A 26,717-nucleotide genomic window follows, 5' to 3' on the forward strand; every position below is an offset into this window, starting at 1 on the left:
CTGTTTTACTTGAATATTATAAAAAGCTAAGTGAATCTAAACCTAAAAAAGTAGCTATTGGAGCTGTAATGCACAAATTAATTAACCACTTTTTTGCAATACTTAGAGATAAAAAGCCCTTTGAATTACGATTACCTGAAGTACATAAAAATTATATTTAAATAATAATTTACACGAAGTAATATAACATATAATTTAAAACACACTCTTGTCCATTATTCGTAAAATAATAATGGTTTATTAAGTGTACCCTTTTTTATTTTTTTGTATAACTGGTCTATGCATTAAAAAAAAGAGCCTGCAACAAGTAATATTACAAGTTACAGTACTCTTTATAAAAATTTTTTATTTATCTTCTTTATTTTCAACCTTATCAGAATCGCTTCCAGATATTTGTTCTAAATTATCTATTAATGGAAGATCGTGTTTTTCTCTTATTTGATTTTCTATATCTAATGCTACTTCAGGATTTTCCTTTAAATAAATCTTAGCATTTTCTCTACCTTGGCCAAGTCTTATATCTCCATAAGAGAACCATGCACCACTCTTTTGAACAATTCCTTCTTTAACTCCAACGTCAACTATATTTCCTGTTCTTGAAATACCTTCATTGTACATAATATCAAATTCTGCTTGTTTAAATGGTGGAGCTACTTTATTTTTCATAACCTTAACTCTTGTTCTATTACCAATTATAGCATCTGATGATTTAATAGAATCTATTCTTCTTACATCAAGTCTAACTGATGCATAGAATTTTAATGCTCTACCACCTGTTGTTGTTTCAGGGTTTCCGAACATTACTCCAACCTTTTCTCTTAATTGATTAATAAAAATAGCTACACAATTAGTCTTTTTAATTGTACCAGTTAACTTTCTTAAAGCTTGAGACATTAATCTTGCTTGAAGCCCAACATGAGAATCTCCCATTTCGCCTTCAATTTCTGCTCTTGGAACTAAAGCTGCAACTGAGTCTACTATAAGAACATCTATTGCTCCTGAACGAACTAAAGCTTCTGCTATTTCTAAAGCTTGTTCTCCTGTGTCTGGTTGTGATACTATAAGATTTTCAGTATCTACTCCAATTTTTCTAGCATATGATGGATCTAAAGCGTGTTCTGCATCTATAAAAGCTACAGCTCCTCCTGTTTTTTGAGCTTCAGCTGCTATATGTAACGCAACTGTTGTTTTACCTGAACTTTCTGGTCCATATATTTCAATTATTCTTCCTCTTGGTACTCCACCGATTCCAAGAGCTATATCTAAATCAAGACATCCTGTAGGAATTGCATCTACCACTAAATGGCTGTCTTCTCCTAATTTCATTACTGACCCTTTACCAAATTGCTTTTCAATTTGCCCCATAGCACTTTCTATGGCTTTTAATTTATCTGCATTAATACTACTCAAATTATTACACCTCTCTCTACGAACTTATGTTCTTCTTTTATTATTATAGGATATAAATTAAATATAGTCAATATCAATTTAAGTTTATAATAATCGCATCCATTATTATTTTTAACACTTTTTTATATTATTAAACATAGATTTAATATTTTTTTCTTTACTATCATAATACCAATTTCTAACAAAACAAATCTTTTATAAAGCGTGAACTACTCTCCACTTATAGAAGTGGGAGCTTCTTGGTCAATATTCCTAACGGAACAAGTTTACCCAAGCTTACAAGGTCGTTCCGACCTCATTATTATCAATAGTCTATGCTATCAATTTTTCTAAGTTCTTACTTGTATTTATATCTCTATCGTGGTTTGTACCACAGTTCGGACAAGTCCAGTTTCTAAGTGTTAAGTTTTTTACATCCATATTTTTGTAACCACACACAGAACATAGCTCCCTACTAGCATAATTAGATGGGGCAACTACAATAGTTCTTCCATACCAGTCAGCTTTATATTCTAACATTGTTCTAAATTCATACCAACTAACTTCACTAATTGCTTTTGATAATTTATCATTTTTAAGCATATTTTTTACTCTCAAATCTTCTATAGCTATTGATTGGTTTTCTCTTATTAGCTTAGTAGATAATTTGTGCAAAAAGTCTTTACGTTGATTTGTTATTTTTTCGTGTAATTTAGCTACTTTTAATCTGGCCTTATTTCTATTATTACTACCTTTTTGTTTTCTTGATAAATCTTTTTGTAACTTAGCTAACCTTTTTCAGCTTTTCTCAAGTATTTTGGATTTGCCACTCTGTACCCATCGCTACATATTGCAAATTCTTTAAGCCCAACATCTATACCTATTTTCTTATGAACTTTAGGCAATATCGTATTTTCAGTATCAACTAATACTGATATAAAATATTTATTGCTTGGAGTTTTAGAAATAGTACAACTTTTTATAGTTCCAGTAAATTCTCTATGATATTTAATCTTTATCATAGTTTTTAATTTAGGTATTTTAATATGATTATTTTCGATATATATAGTTCCTTTTTGGTTATTAGTAGTATAACTATAGTAATTAGTTTTCTTAGATTTGAACCTAGGAAAACCTACAGACTTATCTCTAAAAAAGTTTTTATAAGCTTTTTCTAAGTTCTGCCCTGCATTTGCTAACGCTAACGAATCAACTTCTTTTAGCCATTCAAATTCCTTTTTTATATTGAGCAGGTGTATTCTTTAGCATTTCACCAGTTTCTTTATAATACTCAATTTTATCAGCTAACATTTTATTATATATAAATCTACTACAACCAAAAGTTTTAGCAAGATATAATCTTTGTTCACTTGTTGGATATATCCTATACTTATAGGCTTTAAGCATTATTTCACTCCCTGATTCTCAATATATTTTCTCACTATTTCAATAGGTGCTCCACCAGTAGTTAATGAGCAATAGCTTCTACTCCAAAAATATTCTTTCCAAAGTTGTTTTTTCTTATAACTGGATATTCTTTTTTATAAGTCTACTGCTTGCTGACTTATAAGAATTTATGAATTTAGATATTTCTGTAATCACTTTTCTTCGATATTTTATAACCAATCCTAAGTGATACGACAACTTGAATACTGAATAGTTATTAGCATCTAAATCCATTGCTGCTCCTCATCTCTATCATTTATTACTTATTTGTACTGTTCTTGTTGACTATCGTTAAGTGCTATCCATCTCCCACTTTAGAAAATGGGAGAATTTCGCACATTAAGGTTAAAAATTCAATTTATTATTTCCTTATTATCTCTATTTTATACTTTTTAAAGAAAAAATAGCTGCCTTAACAGCTTAACTTAAGGCAGCTAAAAAATTATTTATTTGTAGTAATAACACCTTTATTAATTACAAAATAATCTACACCTGATACTATTGTAATTAAAACAGCTAAAATTATAAGCACTCCTGGCATATATGTAAAGAAACCTGTTAAAAAGCTACTATTATCTACAGCTTCTTGAAGAGAAGCTAAGCTTCCAATATTAACTTTAAGAAGAAGCACTATAATAGCTATTATTTGTATAACTGTTTTTATCTTTCCCCACCAGCTTGCAGCTATAACCTTTCCTTCTCCTGCTGCTATTGTTCTTAATCCTGATACTGCAAATTCTCTTGCAATTATAATTATTGCAGCCCATCCTGGAACAACATGTAATTCAACAAGCGAAATAAGAGCTGTTGATACAAGTAATTTATCAGCAAGAGGATCCATAAATTTTCCAAAGTTTGTGATTTGGTTTCTACTTCTTGCAATATATCCATCAAGTTTATCTGTTATTGATGCTAATATAAATACAAAGGTAGCTATAAATGTTCCATAAGGAATGTTTTTAGTTGCTATAAATATTAAAAATATAGGAACTAAAAATATTCTTCCCAATGTCAATTTATTCGCAAGGTTCATAATTTACAACTCCTAATAAATCATATTCTGTACAATCAGTTATTCTAACTGGACATATTGTACCCTTTTCTATATCTTCAGTACTTTTAAAAAATACATTTCCATCAACTTCTGGAATCATTTCGTAGTTTCTTCCATAATAATACTCTCCATTATTCCCTTCAACAAGAATATCATAAATATTATTAACTTTCAATTCATTTATTTTTTCTGAAACTTCTTTTTGAACAAGCATAGCTTCTTTTTCTCTTTCAACTTTAACCTCTTCTGAAATTTGATTATTCATCTTAGCTGCTGCTGTTCCTTCTTCTTGTGAATATCTAAATACACCTACTCTATCAAGCTTATACTCTTTTAAGAAATCTAAAAGTTCATTAAAGTTTTCTTCAGTTTCTCCTGGGAACCCAACTATTAATGATGTTCTAAGTGTTACACCATGAATTTCTTTTCTTAGTCTATCAATCATATTTAAGATATATTCCTTATTAGTCTTTCTTCCCATTAACTTTAATATATCGCTGCTTATATGTTGAATTGGTAAATCAAGATATTTTAATACCTTATCATTTGAAGCAATTTCTTCAATTAATTCATCATATATTTCTTCTGGATAGCAATATAATACTCTTATCCATTCAATACCTACAATTTTTGATAGCTCTCTTAAAAGCTCATGAAGATTTTTCTTACCATAAATATCAGTTCCATACATTGTAGTATCTTGAGCAACTAATATTATTTCCTTAACTCCTTGTTTTGCAAGACTTTCAGCTTCTTTAATTATACTTTCCATCTTTCTACTTCTAAATTTCCCTCTTATTTTAGGAATTATACAGTATGTACAGAAATTGTTACATCCTTCTGCAATTCTAATATAAGCAGTATGACCTTCAGTAGTTAATATTCTTTCACCTTCATTAATATTTTCATCTGAATAGTTAACTTCTAAAGATTTTTTACTTTCTCCTATATAATCAAGAATAAGTTCATTTATCTTTTTGTAATCATTAACTCCTAGCATTATATCTATTTCAGGCATAAGTTCTGTAAGCTCTTTTCCATATCTTTGTGTAAGGCATCCTGTTGCTATAAGAAGTTTGCAATTATGATCTTCTTTATATTTTGCCATTTCTAATATTGTGTCAATAGATTCTTGTTTTGCTGTTTCTATAAAACCACAAGTATTAACAATTATTATATCAGCTTTTTTAGGATCATTAGTTATTTCATATTCCTTGCTCATAGTTCCTAAAATTATTTCTGAATCAACTCTATTTTTATCGCAGCCTAAGCTTACCATTCCAACTTTATATTTTTTCAAAATCTCTTCCTCCTGAGTATGTTCTTTTAAATATTCATAAATTAAATTTTATAACTCTTTAGCCTTCATTACAAGTTAAATTTCATTATTTTCACTTGCATCATCAATAAGTGCATCTTTTCCAATTAGCACTTGTCTTGGTCTTGAGCCATCTTTTGGAGATATTACTCCTCTTTCCTCTAACTCATCCATTATTCTAGATGCTCTATTAAAGCCTATTCTAAGCCTTCTTTGTAAAAAGGATGTTGAGGCTTGTTCATATTCAACTACCATCTTTATAGCCTCTGGTAAAAGTTCATCGGCATCATCGTCATTTCCACTGCCAGAGCTTCCTTGAGCCCCTGAATTAATTTCATCAATTATTGACTCTTCATATTTAACTTCTTCATGACCATTTTTAATAAATTCAACAACTCTTTCTACTTCCTCTTCTGAAATAAAGCATCCTTGAACTCTTAAAGGTTTATTTTCTCCTACAGGAGCATATAACATATCTCCTCTTCCAAGAAGCTTTTCTGCTCCTGATGAATCAAGTATTGTTCTTGAATCTACCTGAGATGATACAGCAAAGGATATTCTTGATGGTATATTAGCCTTGATAACTCCTGTAATAACATCTACAGAAGGTCTTTGAGTGGCTATAACAAGATGCATTCCTGCTGCTCTAGCCATCTGTGCAAGTCTTCCTATATAATCTTCAACATCATGAGGGCATACCATCATAAGGTCTGCAAGCTCATCAACAATAATAACAATATAAGGCATCTTTTCTTCAACAAGCCCCTTTTTATATAACCCATTATAAGAATCTATATTTCTAACACCTTTTTCAGCAAAAAGATTATATCTCTTGGTCATTTCATTAACTGCCCAGTTTAATGCTGCTGCTGCCTTTTTAGGATCAGTAACTACTGGTATTAAAAGATGTGGTATTCCATTATAAACATTAAGTTCAACAACTTTAGGGTCTACCATAAGAAGTTTAACATCATCTGGAGAATACTTATATAATATACTTATAATAAGAGAGTTAATACATACACTCTTACCAGAACCTGTAGCACCAGCAATTAATGTGTGAGGCATCTTACTTAAATCCCCAACAACACAGGCTCCCCCTATATCTTTACCAAGAGCAAAGGCAAGCTTAGCTTTAGAATTAATAAACTCATTTGAGTCTAAAACTTCTCTTAAAAGAACTGCCGTCTGCTTTTTATTAGGAACTTCAATACCTACTGCTGATTTACCTGGTATTGGAGCCTCAATTCTTACTCCTGAAGCAGCAAGGCCAAGGGCTATATCATCTGACAAATTAACGATTTTACTTACTTTAACTCCAGGACTTGGTTGTAATTCAAAACGTGTTACTGAAGGTCCTTTACTTACTTGAAGAACCTTTGCTTCCACACCAAAACTTCCTAGAGTTTCTTCAAGCTTGCTAGCACTTGCAATAAGCTCTTTCTTATCTGTAGAATTTAATTCTGTCTGTGCTTTTCCCTCTAATAAGTCAGTGCTTGGGAATACATATTCTTTAGCATTTTCTTCACCCATAAGGCTATTATCTATTTCTTTACTCATAACATCCTTAGTCATATTATCTAAAGAATCTTTTTTTCCTCTTCTTACTTCCCCTTCATGTTTACTTTGAACTATTTCAGGCTCACTTTTAACCACTTCTGGTTCAACTTCAATTACTTCACCCTTGCTTTTATTAAACACTTTAAGCTTTCTATTTTCTACTTCAGATTCTTGTTTTTCTTCTGCTACTTTTGCTTCATATCTCTTCTTAGCTTCTTTAGCTTCTTCAAATAACTTTCTCTTTTTATTTTCCTTAATAAAATCATCGTTATCTAAAGAAGACTCCTCCATTTCATCTTCATAATCATCTATTGCTGAATTCTTCATAAAATCTAGTATTTTTATTTTATTATCAACACCTTTTAAAAATTCGCTTTTTGACTGCAGACGATTATCTGAAGTATTCTTACCTTTATTTTTACTTTTTATTTTTATAAAATCTTCATCAGAATCTGCTGAAAACCTTTGGTCTTTTAATCTTCTACCCTTTTCTCTATATTCCATACCTTTAATTTTAGCAATTTCACTTAATCTAAATACTGAAAAATTAAAGCTTAATATTGCTGATATTATTAAAGCTGCTACATAGATAATATAAGAACCAATAAAACCAACTAACTTATATAAAGGATAAGAAATCATATAACCTATAATACCTCCATTTAAGGTATTTGCTTCATCTGCAGCATCATTTACTATGGCAAAAAAATTACCTGAAAAAGAATCAGGATACTCACATGATTGAATATAAATTGTTCCGAATATCAAAACTAGCATGGAGCATAATAAAGCCACACCAAAAAAGCCTTTTCCTAAGTCAAATTTTCCTCTGCCTTTTAAGTAACTGTATCCTAAATATAAAAGAAACAACGGCAGTAGACTTATTCCTGTTCCAATAAGCAGATGTCCAAGTTTTTGAAAAAAGCTAGATAAAAAGCCTGCTAAATTAGTATATATAGCTATAGACGATAAAATTCCTGCAGAAATAAACATTACTCCATTAACTTCAACTCTACTCGTATCATTTTGAGACTTATTATTCTTCTTACTACTGCTTTTCTTTTTCTGTCTACTCAAATTAAACCACCTCACTTATTTATCTTCTACAAAGCTTGTCTAATTCCTCTAAAAAAGCATAAAGTGAGATTTATAAACTAAGAAGCATCTCACCCTATACTATATACTATTACTTTTTATTTTCATTAATTAGTTCATTTAGTTTATTTAAAGCCGCACTTATCCCTCCAACTTCATTAATTAAACCATAGTCTACAGCTTGCTTTCCTATAAGCATTGTACCTACATCATTTAAAAGCTCACCATTTTGAGTCATTATATTATGTAGCGTATTATGATCAATATTTGAAGTTCTAACTATGAAGTCATCAATTCTTTCCTGTATTTTCTTAAAGTAATCAAAAGTTTGAGCTACTCCAATTACAAATCCATTCATTCTTACAGGGTGAACTATCATAGTTGCTGAAGGTGTAATAAATGAATAATCAGCTGATGTGGCAAGAGGAACTCCTATAGAATGTCCTCCACCTATTACTATGGAAACTGTAGGTTTAGAAATTGAATTTATCATTTCTGCAATAGCAAGCCCTGCTTCAACATCTCCTCCAACTGTATTTAAAACAATAAGAACACCTTCTACCTTATCATTTTGCTCTATAGCTATAAGCTGTGGAATTATATGTTCATATTTTGTTGTTTTAGTTTGTGGAGGGGATACATTATGTCCCTCTATCTGACCTATAATTGATAAAACTTGTATTTTATCATTGGGCTGAACTATACCTGTATTTCCGAATTCTTTTACATCATTCATTTTATCATTGTACTTTAATTCTTCTTTCTTTTCTTCATCTGCATTTTTTTCCATAAAAATAATCCTCCTATACTTTATTATTTTGTTCAGGAGAATTAAATTTATACTATATTATTAATAATATAATTTGAATGCTTTATGAAGGGCATTAATAGCCTTTGATAAATTATTTTTATGTATAAGACACCATATTGTCATGTGAGAATCTGCTGTTTGAAGCACCTCAACTCCGCTTTCATTTAATGCCTTATAAATACTTGCCATTACACCTGGAATACCTTTCATTCCTGCTCCAACTAAAGCTATAGTACTTAAGTTCTCTGTAATTTCAGCTTTTATTTTAAGCTTTTCTAATATATCTATCATTTTATCTTTTAAAGAAGAAGATATGGTAAATATATGTCTATCTGGGAATATATTTATTAAATCTAATGATATCTTATTTTCTGCTATTATTCCAAGTACATTATCGTAATTTTCATTTCCCTTATTATCTTCACGTTTTACACATACCTGAATTCTTTCGTTATGACTTGTAATACTTGTAACAAGTCTCTTATTAGTTTTATCACCTATACTATTTATTATAGTACCATTGCAGTCACTCATTGTATTTTTAATTACTAATGGTATATTGCCTGCTTTAGCTATTTCAACTGCATTTGGATGAATTACTTTCGCTCCTTGGTCTGCAAGCTGAAATACTTCATCATAGCTTAATACATCAATTAATGATGCTTCTTCTACTATTCTTGGGTCTGCAGTCATAATCCCATCAACATCAGTATATATTTCAATCATTTCAGCTTCTAAAGCTGCTCCTAAAATAGCAGCCGAAGTATCGCTTCCACCTCTTCCTAAAGTGGTGAAGAAGCCTTCTTCAGTAACACCTTGGAATCCTGTTACCACAGGAACTTTGCCTTCCTCTAAAACTTCCATAATTCTTGTATCATCAAAATCCTTTAGGGATGCTGAGTTAAAATTATTATCAGTTATTATTCCTGCCTGTCCTCCTGACAAAGGCACTGCATCAATTCCATTTTTACTAAGTTCATCTGCCATTACCACTGAGCTTATAAGTTCTCCACAGCACATTAAAAGGTCTAACGCAAGTTTATTTTCTTTTTTAAAATTATCACTTACTAAAGATAATAGAGTATCAGTTGCATAAGGTTCACCTTTTCTTCCCATGGCAGAAACGACTACTATAGGATTCATTCCATTATCAATAGCATTTTTAACTTTTTTAATTACATTTTGTCTTCTATCCTCTGTAGATACTGATGTACCACCAAATTTTTGTACAATTATTTTCATTTTTTTCCCCCTTGAAATTTCAAAGTGATGTCTTTTTTATTTCATTTTCTTCTGCATCTAATATTATAGTACGTGCTCCAATTTTTTTCACGCAATTCCATGGTATTTCTAAAAATTCTTTGCTATTAGAAAACAATCCCAGTTTTGATGAACTAATATTCACAACTAAATATTTAATATTGCCTTCATCATCAACAATTAAGTCGTTATTTTGAAGGCAATCATATTTTTCTCCATCATTGATGTTAATTAATTCATATCTTCCTATTTCACTTAACAGCTTACCTTCTAAATTTTCTTTCACTTAAATCCCCTCCATTTACTCCTGAATATATATATGATTTAAATAAAAGAAATATTCCTAAATTATACCACTATATTTTTATTTAATGCTTTATAAGCTTCACTTGATGATTTCAATATATTATCTAAGGCATTATAGTCTACATTATTTCCTACATAGGAAGCATTAACGACTCCATTTTTGAAGCATTCATTTAATACATATTCTGTATCATCTAGGCTAATTCTATCAACCTTCTTAATAACTTCTTCTTGAGTACTTATTTTATTTTTAAATAATACACTTTTTGCATTTCCAAACATTCTTGAACTTGTACTTTCAAGTCCTAAAATATAATTTGCCTTAATCTTCTCTTTATTTATATCTAAGACTTCTTGACTTATATTAGTTCTTGAGAATTTATCAATTTCCTTTAATATAACCTCTAAAGCCTTTTCGCTATAGTTTTTTCCAAGACCAGTATAAATATTAATCATTCCAGAACCTTGATAAGTCTGAGGATAGCTATAAATAGTATAACAGTATCCAAGCTCTTCACGAACCTTTTGGAATAATACTGATGATGCTCCTCCTCCAAAGATATTACTTAAAAGCACTGAAGCATATCCTTTTTCATGATTAGCTGGAAGCCCTTTTAATCCAAGGCTCATATGAAGCTGTTCAATATCTTTATTTAAATAAGAAGCTCCTGAATGAATAACTGCCTTTTCATATGTTGTCACATCACTATTATCGTCTTTCCAGCTTCCAAAATATTTTTCTATAAGACTTCTTAATTCATTATCATCAAACTTTCCACAAACTGATATTACTGAGTTTGAAGGTGAATATTTTTTCTTAATATAATTAGTTATTGTATCTCTACTAAAACTTCTTACTTTATCTGCTGTTCCAAGAATGGGATACGATAAAGGATTATTTCCATAAGATACCTTAGCATGCAGATCATCTAAAACATCTTCTGGATTATCAGTACTCATATTAATTTCTTCTATTACAACACTTTTTTCTTTTTCAATCTCTTCTTCTGAAAATTTTGAATTAAGCATTATATCTGATAATATTTCTAAAGAAAGATCTAAGTGTGTATATAAATTTTTTACATAATAGCAGGTAGCTTCCTTACTTGTAAAAGCATTTATTTGCCCTCCTAAGTTTTCTACAGATTCTGCTATTTCCCTTGCATTTCTCTTATTTGTTCCTTTAAAGAACATATGCTCAATAAAATGTGATATACCATTTATATCTTCACTTTCATTTCTTGAACCGTTCTTAACCATTACACCTACACTTATAGAATTAACACTATCATTCTTTTCTGTTACGATGCGTAAGCCGTTATCTAGCGTGTATAAATTATACATAAATAATCCTCCTATAATAAAAGTCACGAATCCTCTATATTATTATAAAGATATTCGTGGCTTACTATTCCTGAATATTTAACAGAAAAAAAAGGCAATGTTTTGCCTTTTACTGCTCTTTCTTTTCTTCTTGCTCTTTTAAAGCATCTTTTCTAGAAAGATTTATTCTTCCTTGGTTATCAATTTCAATAACTTTTACTAAAATTTCATCACCAACTGAAACAACATCTTCTACTTTGTTTACCCTATCAAAATCAAGTTTTGAAATGTGAACTAAGCCTTCTTTGTTCGGTAAAATTTCAACAAAAGCACCAAATGTAGCTATTTTAGTTACTTTTCCTAAATAAACTTCACCAACTTGAACTTCTTTTGTTAATCCTTCTATTATCTTCATAGCAGCATTTACACCTTCATGGTCTGTTGATGATACAAATACAGTTCCATCTTCTTTAATATCAATCTTAACACCTGTATCAGCAATAATCTTATTTATTACCTTCCCACCTGTTCCAATTACATCTCTAATCTTTTCTGGATCTATATGCATTGTGCAAGTCTTAGGCGCAAATTTTGATACTTCTTTTCTTGGCTCTGGAATACATGCATTTATTTTATCTAATATGAATAATCTAGCATCTCTAGCTTTTCTTATTGCTTGTTCACACACATTAAAACTTAAACCTTGAAGTTTTGTATCAACTTGAATTGAAGTAATACCTTCAGTTGTTCCTGCCACCTTAAAGTCCATATCTCCAAAGAAATCTTCTATTCCTTGAATATCAGTTAAAACCTCTTCTTGAGATAAATCCTTAGAAGTAATTAATCCCATTGCTATACCAGCTGCTGGTCTCTTTATTGGAACTCCTGCATCTAATAAAGCTAATGTTGATCCACAAACTGATGCTTGAGATGTTGAGCCATTAGAACTTAATACTTCTGATACTAATCTTATAGTATATGGGAATTCATCTTCTGATGGTATAAGTGGTTCTAATGCTCTTTCAGCTAAGGCACCATGTCCTATTTCTCTTCTTCCAGGTCCTCTTAAAGGTTTAACTTCTCCAGTACTATATCCTGGGAAATTATAATGATGCATATATCTCTTAACTGTTTCAGTTTCATCAATTCCATCTAGAATTTGAACTTCACTAATTGAACCTAATGTTGCAACAGTCATAACTTGAGTTAATCCTCTTGTAAATAACCCTGTTCCATGAGTTCTTGGTAAAAGTCCAACTTCACAGCTTATCTTTCTTATTTCATCAAAAGCTCTTCCATCAGGCCTTCTCTTTTCATTAAGAAGCATATTTCTAACTACTTCTTTTTGCATATTATAAAGAATTTCTTTTATGTCTCCTGCTTTATCTTCATACTTTTCAGAGAATTCTTCGTTAACTTTCTCAGTTAAAGCATCAACAGCAGCATTTCTTTCATCTTTATCCATGATGTACATTGCATCTTTAACCATATCTGATGCAAAATCTCTTATTTCTTTTTCTAATTCTTCATCTGGATGGTATAATTCTGGAGTTTCTTTCTTCTTACCGAATTTCTCCATAGCTTCGAATTGGAAATCTATGATAGGTTGGCATTGTTCAAAACCGAACTTAATTGCTTTAATCATAGTATCTTCATCGATTTCATCTGCTCCAGCTTCTATCATCATAACTTTTTCTCTAGTTGCACATACAGTTAAATGCATAGAAGTCTTTTCTCTTTGTTCTGCATTAGGGTTAACTACAAACTCACCATCTATTAAACCTACTTGTACTGCTGCACAAGGTATTGTAAATGGAATGCTTGATAAGCATAAAGCCATTGAAGCTGCATTTACTCCTAATATATCAGGAAGATTATCCTTTTCTACTGAAACTACTGTACAAACTACTTGAACATCATTTCTATATCCTTTAGGAAATAAAGGTCTTATTGTTCTATCAATAGCTCTACCATGTAGTATAGCTGTATTAGAAGGTCTTCCTTCTCTCTTTATAAACCCACCTGGTATTTTACCTACTGCATATAACTTTTCTTCATATTCAACACTTAATGGAAAGAAATCTATTCCTTCTCTTGGTTCTTCTGAAGCATTAACATTTGTTAATATTACTGTATCCCCATAACTCATGAAAATTGCTGCATTTGATAACATTCCTACCTTACCAAAATCAACCTTCAATTCTCTTCCTGCAACAGTTGTACTTAACACATTGCTCATTATAGGACCTCCCTTCGATTGTTTACATATTTTTCTAGAAAGTTTAAAATAATAGAGCGGATATAACCCGCTCTAAAAAAAGATTATCTTCTTAAACCTAATTTTTTAACAATAGCTCTATATCTTTCGATATCTACTTCTTGTAAGTAATTTAAAAGACCTCTTCTTTGACCAACCATCATTAAAAGACCTCTTCTTGAGTGGTGATCTTTCTTGTGAGTCTTTAAGTGATCAGTTAAGTGACTGATTCTTTCTGAAAGTAAAGCGATTTGTACTTCTGGAGAACCTGTATCTCCTTCGCTTCTACCGTATTCTTTTATTATTTCTAATTTTCTTGCCTTATCCATGCTATTTAGCACCTCCAAAATATTATCCCCTTAGTTCCAAGTATAAAGATGGCACCTTTAAACTTAGGACTAGGTTCAATTGCATTATAACAAAACACATCATTATTGTAAATCTTTTTTACAATTTTTCTTTTTCTGCAAAGGTTTTATCACGATTGATTTGTTCTTTTAGCTCTTCAAGAGAACTAAATTTTACATTATTTCGTATTTTCTTCATAAAATTAACCTTAATTTTATCACCATATATCTTTTCATTAAAAGATAATATATGAGATTCAATTGTAACTTTCTTTCCATTAACGGTTGGGTTATTTCCGATTGAAGTTATAGCCTTATATAAATTATTGTTCCATAAAACATGAGTATAATACACTCCTTCTTCTGGAAGTAAAAAAATCTTTAATTTTTCTAAATTTGCTGTAGGAAAACCTATTGTTCTTCCAATTTGCTTTCCATGAGAAACTTCTCCATATAAGAAATAAGGTCTTGTTAACATTTCAGCTGCATCTTCAACATTCCCATTTAATAGCTCTTTTCTTATTCTTGTGCTACTTATAACCTCACCTTTATACATACATGGTTCTATTATGTGTACATCAAAATCATATTTTAAAGATAAACTTTTTAAAAGCTCCGTATTACCTAAATTTTTATATCCAAATTTATAATTAAACCCTACTACAATACCTTTTATTCTAAAATCTTTCACTAAATCTTTAATAAAATCTTCTGCTGACTTTTCCATGAATTTTTCATCAAACTTTTGAAAAAACACTTCATCAACACCATAACTTTTAAGGATTTCTAATTTACTTTCATTATCCATAAGAAGGTCTGGATTGAAATTAGGATTTATTATAGTTTTAGGATGATTTTTAAAAGTATATATTATACTTTTTCCACCACTTTTATCTGCTAATGAAACAACTTTTTTTATAAGTTCTAAATGTCCTTTATGAAGCCCATCAAAGCTTCCTAAAGCTATATAATTATTATTTATCTTCTCTTCATCAACCAACATAATTTTTTAACTCCTTACTAAATTAGAAGTTTTTCTATCTTAAAGCCATTACCATCTAATTTACCAAGTCCTATAAAAGAATCTTCTTCATCGTACACTCTATACAATTTTCCTTTTTCAGCTTTATCTTTTAATGCTCTTTTATCTCCTACATTAACACCATTTAAGAAAAGCTTTTTATATTTATTATTTATATGAAGCTTTTCATAATAAGCTAAAGCATCTTCTATTGATATAAGTTTTTCGCAAATATTATTCTCGTCTAAATCATCAATATTTATACTATCTTTTTCTAAAAATACTGAAGTTTTAGTTCTTTTAAGTTCAACCATAGTAGCTCCAGCAGATAATTTTTCACCTATATCATAGCAAAGACTTCTTATATATGTACCTTTTGAACACGAAACATTCATTGAAACATATGGAAGAGAAATTTCTATATCACTTATATCGTATATTGTAATTTTTCTAGCTTCCCTTTCAACTTCAATTCCTTTTCTTGCAAGATCATAAAGTCTTACACCATCCTTCTTTAAAGCTGAATACATAGGAGGAACTTGCATAATTTCTCCTTTAAATGAATTAATAGCTTCAAAGACATCTTCTTCTTTTATATTAGACCAATCTTTTTCTTCTATAATTTCGCCTTCTAAATCATATGTTGTAGTCTTTATTCCAAGTTTAAATTTAACAAAGTAGCTTTTTTCTTCTTTCATAATATAATCTATTATTTTTGTTGCTTTTCCAAGGCACACTGGAAGTACTCCTGTTGCTTCAGGATCTAAAGTGCCTGTATGTCCTACTTTCTTTTCTTTTGAAACTTTCCTAACCTTTCTTACAACATCAAAAGATGACATTCCTTTATTTTTAAAAATATTAATTACGCCATTCATAGACTATATCTCTTTCCCTATTGCTTTTAATATTCTTTCTTTTGCTTCTGCTAAACTTGCATCTTTAATCTTTAATCCTGATGCCTTTGTATGGCCACCACCACCAAAGATTTCAGCTATCTTTCTTACATCAAAATCATTTTTTGATCTTAAACTTGCTTTAACACCATCTTCTGTTTCTTTTGTAACAACAGCTACTTCTATGCCTTCAACATTAAGTATCATATTAATTATATCTGATGTATCACTATTTAACATGTTAAACTTTTCTAAAGTTTTTAATGATAATTCTACAAAAGATACCTTTCCATCAAAATGTACTTCTAAAATGTTTATAGCTTCTCCTGTAAGTTTAAGCTTATTTAATGGTTTATTTCCAAAAAGCTCATTATGAATATAACTATTATTAATGCCACATCCAATAAGTTCTGCAGCTATTTTGTGTGTTCTTACCGTAACATTTGAATGTCTAAAGGAACCAGTATCTGTAACTATACCAGTATATAAACACATAGCTATATTTTTAAGTATTTCATTTTCATATGCAAATTCAAACTTTAATTCTTTTAAAAGCTCAAATACAATTTCTGACGTTGCAGATGCATTAGTATCAACATAATTATACTCACCATACATATCATTTGATAAATGATGGTCAATATTCATTATGGTATTATCATAATTTTTTAAATCAGCACAAATTCTTTCAACATTTCCACAATCTAAAACAATAACTAAATCAGTACCTGGAAGGGGCTCTAAAACCTCTTTATTTATTTCTTCTGATAATGGAAGAAAAGAAAGGTAGTCTGGTATAACTTCCTCAGAAATTATATAGGCATCCTTTCCCATCTCTCTTAATCCATTCAAAAGCCCAAGTGTACTTCCAATTGCATCACCATCAGGTGATGCATGGAAAGTCAGACCTATCTTACTGCTATTTAAAATAACCTTAGATATTTCTTGCAAAGCCACTTTATTTTGCCTTTGTCTTTTGAATAAGACTATCTATCTTCATACCATAATCAATAGAATCATCTAATTCAAATATTATTTGTGGACTGTATCTTAAATTAATTCTTTGTGCTATTTCATGTCTTACAAAACCTGCTGCACTCTTTAATGCTTCAAAGTTTGACATCTTTTCTTCTTCATCTTTTGCAAATATACTTACATATACCTTTGCATATCTTAAATCTTTAGTTACCTTTACTGCTGTTACAGAAATCATTGCAGTAAGTCTGGTATCTTTTATTTCATCACGAATAAGGTTACTTATTTCTTTTCTTACCTCTTCGTTAATTCTTCCACCTCTATAGCTAGGCATATCTAATCACCTCTTTAAAGTTCTTTTCTTTCAATCGCCTGCATTTCAAATGATTCTATAATATCTCCAACCTTTAAGTCATTGAATTTTTCTACGCCTATACCACATTCAAAACCATTTGAAACTTCTTTAGCATCATCCTTAAATCTCTTTAATGATGATAACTTACCTTCAAAGATTACAATGTTGTCTCTTACAACTCTTACTTCACAGTTTCTCTTAACTTTTCCTTCAAGTACATAACATCCAGCTATTGTACCAACGTTAGAAATCTTATAAGTTTCTCTTACTTCTGCCTTACCTAATACAACTTCTTTATATTCTGGATCAAGCATACCTATCATAGCTGACTTAACATCTTCTATCGCATCATATATAACTCTATAAGTATTAATGCTTACTCCTTCTCTTTCAGCTGCTGCTGTTGCATTAGAGTCTGGTCTTACATTAAATCCTATTACTAAAGTATTTGAAGCTGTTGCAAGTGTAATATCAGTTTCACTTATTCCTCCAACTGCGCCGTAGATTACTCTAACCTTAACATCATCAGTTGATAATTTTTCAAGAGATTGTTTTATAGCTTCAACAGAACCTTGAACATCTGCTTTAACTATAATAGATAATTCTTTTACTGTACCTTCTTTAATTTGATTATATAAATCTTCAAGAGATACTCTATGGAAGTTATCTTGTTTAATCTTATCTTTTCTAGCTTCAGCCATAGATCTAGCTGTCTTTTCATCCTTAATTTGAACGAATCTATCACCAGCTGCTGGAACTTCAGAAAGTCCTAAGATTTCAACAGGAATTGAAGGTCCTGCACTCTTAATCTTCTTTCCTTCATCATCAAACATTGCTCTTATTCTACCATATGTTGTTCCAACTAAAATTGAATCTCCAACATGTAAAGTACCATTTTGAACTAGAAGTGATGCTACAGCTCCTCTACCTTTATCAAGCTTAGCTTCTATAACAGTACCTTTAGCTTTTCTGTTTGGATTAGCTTTAAGTTCAAGCATTTCAGCAGTTAAAAGAACCATTTCTAATAATTGATCAATGTTTTGTCCTTGTTTAGCTGAAACTGGTACACATATTGTATCTCCACCCCAGTCTTCTGAAACTAGTCCATATTCAGTTAATTCTTGCTTAACTCTATCAATATTAGCATTTGGTCTATCTATCTTATTTATAGCAACTACCATTGGAACACCTGCAGCCTTACAGTGGCTTATAGCTTCCTTAGTTTGTGGCATTATACCGTCATCTGCTGCAACAACTAAGATAACAACGTCTGTTATTTGAGCTCCTCTTGCTCTCATAGCTGTGAAGGCTTCATGTCCTGGAGTATCTAAGAATGTAATCTTTTCTCCATTAACATCAACTGTATAAGCACCTATATGTTGAGTGATTCCACCAGCTTCTGAATCTGTAACCTTTGATTTTCTTATGGCATCTAGAAGTGAAGTCTTACCATGGTCAACGTGTCCCATAACTGTTATTATAGGTGGTCTCTTAACTAGGTTTTCATCTTCATCCATTTCTAAGTTTAAGCTTTCAAGCTCATCGCTTTCTTCTTTCTTTTCACAAAGGATATCAAATTTTTCACATACTTTTGCTGCAGTATCATAATCTATTTCAGCATTTACAGCTGCCATTACACCTAAGAACATTAAAGTCTTAATTACTTCTGAATTTGGTTTGTGAAGCATTTCTGCAAGTTCTTTTACAGTTATAGTTTCACCAATTTCAAGAATTGTATTTTCTGCAAATTCTTTTTCTTCTTGTTCTTTTTCTTCAGCTATTTGCTTTCTAGTTTTCTTCTTTTTCTTGTTACCTTTATTAACTTCTTCAGCTAGAATATCTTCGTATTCATCAACTATACTTTTCTTTCCGTCTTCTCTTCCTATAGAAAGTTCATCTCTCTTTGAGCCTGAAAGAAGTTCAGTTATAAGTTCTGCATCTTCATCTTCAATTACACTCATGTGATTCTTCACTTCTACATTAAATTCATCCATTAATAAAGTTATTAAATCTTTAGAATTTATATCTAATTCCTTTGCTAATTCATATACTCTAATTTTTGACATACAGTCACCCCCGTGTTAATTCATACATTTTCCTCCTTATAAAGAGCTAGCAGTTTTTCTGCCATATTTTTATCAGTCAAAGCTAAAATCTTAATTTCTTCTCTTCCTAAAGCTTCTCCTAATTCCTCTTTTAAGAAATCATGTATATATGGTATTTCATTAATTTCACAATAATTTATAAATTTTCTTTTAGTAGAGTCAGAAGCATCCTTTGATATTATAAAAAGATATATCTTCTGTTTTCTCTTTCCTTCGTTACATTTACTGTAACCTTCTAAAAGATTCTTTGATCTTTTGGCTAATCCTAAAAAATTAAAAAACTTATCCATTTATAATTTCTTCCTTTAATTTATTATAAATTTCTTCATCTATTGCAGTATCTAAGTTTCTGCTTAATCTCTTAGTTTTAAAAGCCTTTTCTAAGCATTCGATTTCTTTGCAGATATAAGCACCTCTTCCTGACTTTTTGCCAGTAAGGTCAACACTTACATCTCCTTCAGGACTTTTTACTATTCTAATAAGTTCCTTTTTAGGCTTCATTTCCATACAGCCAGTGCACATTCTTAGTGGTATTTTTTTTACTTTCATAAAAACAACCCCCAATTATTCTGTTACTGCATCTATAATTTCTTCAGCTTCTTTAGCTGCATCTATAACTTCTATAGCTTCTTCTTTTACAGCTTCAGCTTGGCTCTTGCTCTTTATGTCTATTTTCCAGTTAGTAAGTTTTGCAGCAAGTCTAACATTTTGACCTTCTTTACCTATTGCTAAAGATAATTGATTGTCATCTACAACAACTTTTGCAGTTTTATCTTCTTCATTAACTACTACATCTAAAACCTTTGCTGGGCTTAATGAGTTTGCAATGAATTCCTCTGGAATTTTACTCCATTTAATTATATCTATTTTTTCATTCTTTAATTCATTAACTATCTTTTGTACTCTTACTCCCTTAGGTCCTACGCATGCTCCCATTGGATCTACAGCTTCATCATTTGAATAAACTGCTATCTTACTTCTTGAACCTGCTTCTCTTGAAATACTCTTAATTTCAACTGTACCATTGTAGATTTCAGGTACTTCTAATTCAAATAATCTCTTAACTAGACCTGGATGAGTTCTTGAAACATGAATTACTGCACCCTTTGAACCATTTTTAACTTCCACTATATATAACTTTAATTTTTCATTAAAATTATAGCTTTCATTTTTCATTTGTTCATTTGGTCCTATAACACCTTCAAGTTTTCCAAGGTTAACATAAACATTACCCTTATCTTTTCTTAAAACAGTTCCAGTTATAATGTCATATTCCATTTCTTTATATTCATTATAAACAATATTTCTTTCTGCTTCTTTCATTTTTTGAGTAACCATTTGCTTTGCTAGTTGAGCTGCTACTCTTCCAAAGTTTCTTGGTGTAACTTCTAATTCAACTATATCATCTATTTCATATCTTGGGCTAATTTCTTTAGCTTCTTCTAATGAAATTTCAGTTACATTATCGTAAACTTCTTCACATACCACTTTTTGAGAGAATACTCTAACTTCTCCACTTTCTCTATCTATGCTTACTCTAACATTTTGTGCATTTGTATTTGGATTTGCATAGTTTTTCTTATATGCAGCAACCATTGCATCTTCAATAGTTGTAAATATAAGATCTTCACTTATCCCCTTTTCCTTTACTATCTCTTTTAGAGCACCTATAAACTCTTCGTTCATCTTTACATCCTCCTTGTTATATTTCCCCATCTAAGTTTGCACTTTTTATTTTGTCCTTTGGTATTACAAGTTCTACTTCACCTTCTACAGTTATAGAATCTTCATCAGCTGCTTTTAAAATACCTTTTATATTTTTTTGTCCGCTTATAGAACCTATAAATTTAATAAAAACTTCGCTTCCAATAAATCTCTTAAAGTGTTCATCTTTAAAAAGACCTCTGTTTAAACCTGGTGATGAAACTTCTAAGTAATAAGAATCGCTTATTGGATCTTCAACATCAAGCATATCACTTACTCTTCTTGATAATTCTTCACAATCATTAAGAGAAACTCTGCCCTCTGGCTTATCTATATATATTCTTAAATAGAATTCTCCATTTTCCTTTATGTATTCAACATAATATAATTCATAATTTAACTCATCTGCAATAGGTTTAACCAACTTTTCTAATTTTTCTACTAAAGCATTTTTGTCCATTTTATTAAACCTCCTTTTCAATATTCACTTTTCTATGATTATTATTCCCCAAAAAACTATATTATAAAATTAAAACTAATCAAAAACGCAACTATTTAATTTAGTTGCGTTACAAATAGAAAGAGCGGGTTTTAACTTCCCACTCGCAAATTCATAGTTATGTGAAATAATCATCTAAATATAGAATATCACAAGTTTAAAACTTTTACAAGTAAAAGAATAAATATTATTAAAAAGGAACTGCCAAAAATATGACAGTCCTTTCTTATTATAACTTATCTATTTCTTCCATAAGAGCATCAATAAGCTCAGATTCTTTAACCTTTCTAATTATCTCACCTTTTTTAAAGATAAGACCTTCACCTTTTCCACCAGCTATTCCAATATCAGCTTCTCTTGCTTCGCCAGGTCCATTAACTACACAGCCCATAACAGCAACCTTTATATCTTTATTTATTGTTTCAAGTTTCTTTTCTACTGCATTAGCTATACCTATAAGATCAATTTGAGTTCTTCCACAAGTTGGACATGATACAAATTCAAGTCCTCCTTCTCTAAGACCTAAAGACTTTAATATTTCTTTAGCTACTCTTATTTCTTCAATAGGGTCTGCTGTTAAAGAAACTCTTATAGTATCTCCTATACCTTCAGCTAAAAGAGTTCCTATACCTACACTTGATTTAATAGTACCTCTTTCTACTGTACCTGATTCAGTAACACCTAAGTGAAGAGGATAATCACATTTTTCACTCATAAGTCTATAAGACTCAATCATCATTTTAACATCAGAAGATTTTATTGAAATTACTATATCATGAAAATCTAATTCTTCTAAAATTTTAACGTGATTCAATGCACTTTCAACTAATCCTTCAGCTGTAGGTTTCCCATCTCTTTCTAAAATATATTTTTCTAAAGAACCTGAATTAACACCTATCCTTATAGGAATATTTTTAGCCTTAGCTGCTTTTACAACCATCTCCACTCTTTCTTTACTTCCTATGTTTCCAGGGTTTATTCTTAAAGCTGAAACTCCATTTTCAATAGCCTTTAATGCTAATTTGTAATCAAAATGTATGTCTGCAACTACTGGAATTGGAGATTGTTTTGTTATTTCCTTTAAACTTTCAGCTGCATCCATATCTAAAACAGCACATCTAATAATTTGACACCCTGCATTATATAACCCTCTAATTTGTTTTAATGTTTCTTCTACATCTCTTGTATCAGTATTAGTCATAGATTGAATAGAAACTGGTGCATTCCCCCCAATTTTTACTCCTCCAACACTGACTTCTCTAGTTTTTTTCCTAATCATTTTAAAATTTTCTCCTTTAATATGCCATAGGGAATAGTATATCCTTTATTGTAACTATTATCATAAGCCCAAACAAGAATACTACACCTATTGTATTTAAAACATTTTCCACCTTAACAGGTACTTTTCTTCTTGTAATAAGTTCAATTAATAAAAGAACAGATCTACCACCATCTAAAATAGGCATTGGCATAAAGTTAAATATACCTACACCAATTGACATCATAGCTACTAAACGCACAAGACTCCATACTCCCGCCTTAGCAGCATCAGATGAAATTTTAACTATAGCAACAGGTCCTCCAATATCACTCTTAAAGCTTCCTTTTCCAGTTATAAGTCTACCTATAGCCTTACAATTTTGTACTACAAGAGTACAAGTTTCATCAACGCTATGTCCAATACTTTGAGCTAAACTTGGATGACTTACAACACCAAATCTTATACCAATAAGATAAGCTTGACTTTCTTCATCAAATCTTGGAGTAACATCTATATTATAAATTTCCCCATTTCTATCTACTTCCATAGTTATTTCACTATCTTTTGCTCCTGAAACCCCAAGGCTTATATCCTCTGTAGTATATACCTTATCTCCATTTACCTTAAGAATTCTATCTCCCGGAAGCATTCCTGCTTCAGAAGCCGCACTATTTTCTGTGACTTCAGCTAAGCTAGTATCAGCATAACCAAATGTATTAAAATAAGCAGCAAATAGCAATATTGCTAAAACTATGTTCATTATAGGCCCTGCAATTATTATTGATAACCTTTGAAGAGGTGTTTTATTTCTAAATAATCTTTCCGGATCTATATCTTCCTCTTCTTTTATCTGGGCTTCATCCATATTTTCTTTTTCTGCCATGCCTGCCATTTCAACATATCCACCTACTGGAAGTATTGATAATGCATATTCTGTTTCTTTCCCTTTATGTGTTATTATTTTAGGTCCAAATCCAATTGTAAAGCTATTAACCTTTACCCCATTTATCTTTGCCATTATATAATGTCCAAATTCATGAACTATAATAATTGCACCTAAACCTAAAACCGCTAATAGATAGTTCATCTAATCCCCCTCCTTTTACTTACTTTTAACGTACTCTCTTACCTTCTTATCTATTTCTAGAATATTTTCTATAGTTAAAGCACTACTCATAGCTTCATCTTTAAATTTATCCATTGCATCTTCAATTATATCTGCAATATCTAAGAATTTAATTTTTCTATCTAAAAAATCTGCTACTGCAATTTCATTAGCTGCATTTAAAACTGTAGGCATAAGCCCTCCCATTTTTCCAGCCTCAAATGCAAGCTTCAAGCATTTAAAAGTGTCCATATCTGGTTTTTCAAAAGTTAGCTTTGAAATTTCATAAAAGTCTATTTCATTTGCAACCCTATTTTCTCTTTTTGGATAATTTAAAGCATATTGAATTGGCAGTCTCATATCTGGAGCACCAATTTGAGCTATAATACTTGCATCTCTATACTCTACCATTGAGTGAATTATACTTTGAGGATGTACAAGGACCTGTATATTATCAAAATCACAATTAAATAGCCAGTGAGCTTCAATTACTTCTAATCCTTTATTCATAAGAGTGGCTGAATCAATAGTAATTTTGCTTCCCATATTCCAATTTGGATGATTTAAAGCCTCTTCTACTGTTGTATTTTTTAAATCACAAGTAGTCTTTCCTCTAAAAGGTCCACCTGAAGCAGTTAATATAATTTTCTTTAGATCCTTCATATCATTTCCTTGAAGGCATTGAAAAATAGCACCATGTTCAGAATCAACTGGAAGTATTTTAACGCCCTCTTCCTTAGCCTTTTTCATAACAATTTTCCCTGCAACAACAAGAGTTTCTTTATTAGCAAGGGCAATATCCTTTTTAGCTTCTATAGCTGCAATAGTAGGCTCTAATCCTATCATTCCTACAACAGAAGTTACAACTATATTCACTTCATCTAATGTAGCAACTTTAATAAGCCCTTCCATCTTTTCATATACTTTTGTTTTATAATTATTTAAAACACAAAATTCCTTAACTTTAAATGCACTTTCTTCATCCATCATAGCTGCATACTCAGGTTCAAACTCTTCAATTATTTCTCGAACCTTTTCAACAGATGAATTAGCAGTAATACCTATAAGTTTAAAAGCCCCCTTAGATTGTCTTATAACATCAAGAGTTTGTGTACCTATAGAACCTGTTACACCTAAAATTGAGATTCCCTTCATTATTTTAATTCCTCCTTAAGTTTCATATTCTTTTTATTCATCCTCCACAATTTCCTTTGCTAGCATTCCATAAATAGGACCTACTATAGCACCTATTATTCCAAAAACTTTCACTCCAATATATATTGATAGCAAAACTAATAGTGGATGTAACTCTAACTTATCGCCTAAAAATTTTGCTTCTAATATTTCTCTGCATATTTGCACCAAAATATACAATAAAATCAATCCAAATGACACAATGTATTGCTTTACTATAATATTGTATATTATTATAGGAATAAATACAATTATTGTTCCAACGTAAGGCAATATATCTAACACTCCGCATAAAATTCCTAAAAACATAGGATGACCAATTCTTAATACTACAAAGCCAAAAGTTATTTCTAAAGTTGATATTAAAACAAGTATAATTTCAATCACAAACATATTCATTAAATTTTTCTTTTGTCTTTTTATCTTTATAAACACCCTACTAGGTATAAGTTTTAAGAAGTAGTCAATAATATTTCTTCTATCTACTAAAAGAAAAAACACAGATATATTAGCTACAAAATATGAAAAAACCCACTCTCCTGTTGAAAGTGCACCATTTTTTATAAAATTAGTATTTAAAATGTTGCTACTTTTTCCCGAAACACTTTCCACATTAAAAATACTAACTATATTTGTAATAAACTCTTCTATTTTATATAAATTATTTTTGTAAAAGCTTAATGTAACATTATATATGGAATTACCAAGATATATAATAGATATAACAACTATTATATTAACAAAAAGTATGCTTAAAGCTGCACTTATTTTAGGTGAAAGTCTAAGTTTAACCATAAGATTATATAAGGGATTAGTTATAATAAGAAGAAGTATAATGGCAATAAAGGGCTGAAAATAATATTTAACTGCAAAAGTCACCACTGTTACTGCTATCAGCAAAAGTATTAGCTTTATTAATGTATTATAGTCCTTCCTAAATTCCATAGTAATACCTCCCTTAAATTAAGTATTCTATTAATTTATATTCATCTCTACATATTTAATGAAAAAAATATCTAGCCATTTTGAGCCAGATATTTTTTTATATTTTTCATAATATATAATCTATTTTAGATTCAGACAATACCTTACCTTAATTTTATATTTAATTTTATATTTTCGTAGACAGAACAAAGTGGCTGCGCCACGCTCCCTTCGGGAAACTTAGTTGTAAGTAAAAATTTAAAAGCATAGGATGCTCAAAATCCTATGCTTTATCTTTATCCTCGATATTTCTTTCCATAAACTCCATCATATTTTACAGGTCTCATTATACCGCCGCATTTTTCGCACGAAAAACAAGGGGGTTCATCTATATTACTTTGATCCATCTCATCAAAGTACTCTACAACCTCCTTAGGAATATCTTCTTCCATACCACATTGTGTACATTTATATTTTATTGTTTCTTCCATACTGAATTCCTCCAACTATCGTGA

Annotated in this window: 24 protein-coding genes and 3 pseudogenes; 1 reads left to right on the forward strand and 26 read right to left on the reverse strand. The window is 30.4% G+C overall.

The annotated features are described in order from the left end of the window. A pseudogene (locus tag BM384_RS18125) lies at positions 1–161 on the forward strand (IS110 family transposase); the annotation flags it as partial. Positions 162–345: 184 nt separating this feature from the next. Here BM384_RS18125 and recA read toward each other — a convergent pair. The 26 genes and pseudogenes from recA to BM384_RS04555 form a co-directional block, all read right to left on the reverse strand. Then, positions 346–1,410, reverse strand: coding sequence for a recombinase RecA (gene recA / locus BM384_RS04430; RefSeq protein WP_090011473.1), 1,065 nt, complete (start codon positions 1,408–1,410; stop codon positions 346–348). Positions 1,411–1,722: 312 nt separating this feature from the next. Beyond that, positions 1,723–2,796: pseudogene (gene tnpB / locus BM384_RS04435) on the reverse strand (IS200/IS605 family element RNA-guided endonuclease TnpB). Further along, positions 2,796–3,069 (reverse strand): annotated as a pseudogene (locus tag BM384_RS04440) (transposase). The pseudogenes tnpB and BM384_RS04440 overlap by 1 nt, the downstream one beginning before the upstream one ends. A gap of 208 nt (positions 3,070–3,277) precedes the next feature. After that, entirely contained in the window at positions 3,278–3,868 is a 591-nt protein-coding gene (gene pgsA / locus BM384_RS04445; protein ID WP_090011475.1) for a CDP-diacylglycerol--glycerol-3-phosphate 3-phosphatidyltransferase, read from the reverse strand. Beyond that, positions 3,852–5,189: a 30S ribosomal protein S12 methylthiotransferase RimO gene (gene rimO / locus BM384_RS04450; protein WP_090011477.1), complete on the reverse strand. Its 1,338-nt coding sequence runs from the start codon at positions 5,187–5,189 to the stop codon at positions 3,852–3,854. Before rimO ends, pgsA begins: the two co-directional genes overlap by 17 nt. 75 nt (positions 5,190–5,264) lie before the next feature. After that, entirely contained in the window at positions 5,265–7,844 is a 2,580-nt protein-coding gene (locus BM384_RS04455; RefSeq protein WP_242945953.1) for an FtsK/SpoIIIE family DNA translocase, read from the reverse strand. Between the two features lie 109 nt (positions 7,845–7,953). After that, the gene (locus BM384_RS04460) at positions 7,954–8,652 is read right to left on the reverse strand and encodes a ClpP family protease (RefSeq protein ID WP_090011479.1); all 699 of its coding nucleotides are present in this window, start codon (positions 8,650–8,652) and stop codon (positions 7,954–7,956) included. A 60-nt stretch (positions 8,653–8,712) separates the two neighbouring features. Continuing rightward, the gene (gene dapG, locus BM384_RS04465) at positions 8,713–9,915 is read right to left on the reverse strand and encodes an aspartate kinase (RefSeq protein WP_090011481.1); all 1,203 of its coding nucleotides are present in this window, start codon (positions 9,913–9,915) and stop codon (positions 8,713–8,715) included. A 19-nt stretch (positions 9,916–9,934) separates the two neighbouring features. Continuing rightward, on the reverse strand, positions 9,935–10,219 hold the full coding sequence (locus BM384_RS04470; RefSeq protein WP_090011483.1) for a YlmC/YmxH family sporulation protein: 285 nt from the start codon (positions 10,217–10,219) through the stop codon (positions 9,935–9,937). A 62-nt stretch (positions 10,220–10,281) separates the two neighbouring features. Further along, positions 10,282–11,583: a M16 family metallopeptidase gene (locus BM384_RS04475; RefSeq protein WP_090011485.1), complete on the reverse strand. Its 1,302-nt coding sequence runs from the start codon at positions 11,581–11,583 to the stop codon at positions 10,282–10,284. Positions 11,584–11,692: 109 nt separating this feature from the next. Then, positions 11,693–13,801 (reverse strand): polyribonucleotide nucleotidyltransferase, encoded by a 2,109-nt coding sequence (locus tag BM384_RS04480; RefSeq protein ID WP_090011487.1) that lies wholly within the window; start codon positions 13,799–13,801, stop codon positions 11,693–11,695. Positions 13,802–13,884: 83 nt separating this feature from the next. Then, positions 13,885–14,148: a 30S ribosomal protein S15 gene (gene rpsO / locus BM384_RS04485; protein WP_090011489.1), complete on the reverse strand. Its 264-nt coding sequence runs from the start codon at positions 14,146–14,148 to the stop codon at positions 13,885–13,887. Between the two features lie 118 nt (positions 14,149–14,266). Further along, entirely contained in the window at positions 14,267–15,169 is a 903-nt protein-coding gene (locus BM384_RS04490) for a bifunctional riboflavin kinase/FAD synthetase (protein ID WP_175537278.1), read from the reverse strand. A 17-nt stretch (positions 15,170–15,186) separates the two neighbouring features. Next, positions 15,187–16,062, reverse strand: coding sequence for a tRNA pseudouridine(55) synthase TruB (gene truB, locus BM384_RS04495; RefSeq protein ID WP_090011493.1), 876 nt, complete (start codon positions 16,060–16,062; stop codon positions 15,187–15,189). 3 nt (positions 16,063–16,065) lie between these two features. Continuing rightward, positions 16,066–17,037: a DHH family phosphoesterase gene (locus tag BM384_RS04500; RefSeq protein ID WP_090011496.1), complete on the reverse strand. Its 972-nt coding sequence runs from the start codon at positions 17,035–17,037 to the stop codon at positions 16,066–16,068. 1 nt (position 17,038) lies between these two features. Beyond that, entirely contained in the window at positions 17,039–17,389 is a 351-nt protein-coding gene (gene rbfA, locus BM384_RS04505; protein WP_090011499.1) for a 30S ribosome-binding factor RbfA, read from the reverse strand. Between the two features lie 14 nt (positions 17,390–17,403). Next, positions 17,404–19,476 (reverse strand): translation initiation factor IF-2, encoded by a 2,073-nt coding sequence (gene infB, locus BM384_RS04510; RefSeq protein ID WP_090011501.1) that lies wholly within the window; start codon positions 19,474–19,476, stop codon positions 17,404–17,406. Between the two features lie 20 nt (positions 19,477–19,496). Next, positions 19,497–19,805, reverse strand: a complete 309-nt coding sequence (locus tag BM384_RS04515) for a ribosomal L7Ae/L30e/S12e/Gadd45 family protein (protein ID WP_090011503.1) — start codon at positions 19,803–19,805, stop codon at positions 19,497–19,499. Beyond that, positions 19,798–20,064, reverse strand: a complete 267-nt coding sequence (locus tag BM384_RS04520) for an RNase P modulator RnpM (protein WP_090011505.1) — start codon at positions 20,062–20,064, stop codon at positions 19,798–19,800. The genes BM384_RS04515 and BM384_RS04520 overlap by 8 nt, the downstream gene beginning before the upstream one ends. 15 nt (positions 20,065–20,079) lie before the next feature. After that, on the reverse strand, positions 20,080–21,201 hold the full coding sequence (gene nusA / locus BM384_RS04525) for a transcription termination factor NusA (RefSeq protein WP_090011507.1): 1,122 nt from the start codon (positions 21,199–21,201) through the stop codon (positions 20,080–20,082). 16 nt (positions 21,202–21,217) lie between these two features. After that, a complete protein-coding gene (gene rimP, locus BM384_RS04530) occupies positions 21,218–21,679 on the reverse strand; it encodes a ribosome maturation factor RimP (protein ID WP_090011509.1) in 462 nt (153 codons plus the stop codon). 268 nt (positions 21,680–21,947) lie between these two features. Next, entirely contained in the window at positions 21,948–22,997 is a 1,050-nt protein-coding gene (ispG, locus tag BM384_RS04535) for a flavodoxin-dependent (E)-4-hydroxy-3-methylbut-2-enyl-diphosphate synthase (protein WP_090011511.1), read from the reverse strand. A 16-nt stretch (positions 22,998–23,013) separates the two neighbouring features. Continuing rightward, complete coding sequence (rseP, locus tag BM384_RS04540) at positions 23,014–24,066, reverse strand: RIP metalloprotease RseP (protein ID WP_090011513.1); 1,053 nt, start codon at positions 24,064–24,066, stop codon at positions 23,014–23,016. A 15-nt stretch (positions 24,067–24,081) separates the two neighbouring features. Further along, complete coding sequence (locus tag BM384_RS04545; RefSeq protein WP_090011515.1) at positions 24,082–25,239, reverse strand: 1-deoxy-D-xylulose-5-phosphate reductoisomerase; 1,158 nt, start codon at positions 25,237–25,239, stop codon at positions 24,082–24,084. Between the two features lie 33 nt (positions 25,240–25,272). Next, complete coding sequence (locus BM384_RS04550) at positions 25,273–26,223, reverse strand: AI-2E family transporter (RefSeq protein ID WP_090011517.1); 951 nt, start codon at positions 26,221–26,223, stop codon at positions 25,273–25,275. A gap of 275 nt (positions 26,224–26,498) precedes the next feature. Then, entirely contained in the window at positions 26,499–26,693 is a 195-nt protein-coding gene (locus BM384_RS04555) for a hypothetical protein (RefSeq protein ID WP_090011519.1), read from the reverse strand. Positions 26,694–26,717 lie beyond the last annotated feature (24 nt).

The sequence above is a fragment of the Clostridium sp. DSM 8431 genome, assembly GCF_900116755.1.
Classification (GTDB): domain Bacteria; phylum Bacillota; class Clostridia; order Clostridiales; family Clostridiaceae; genus Clostridium.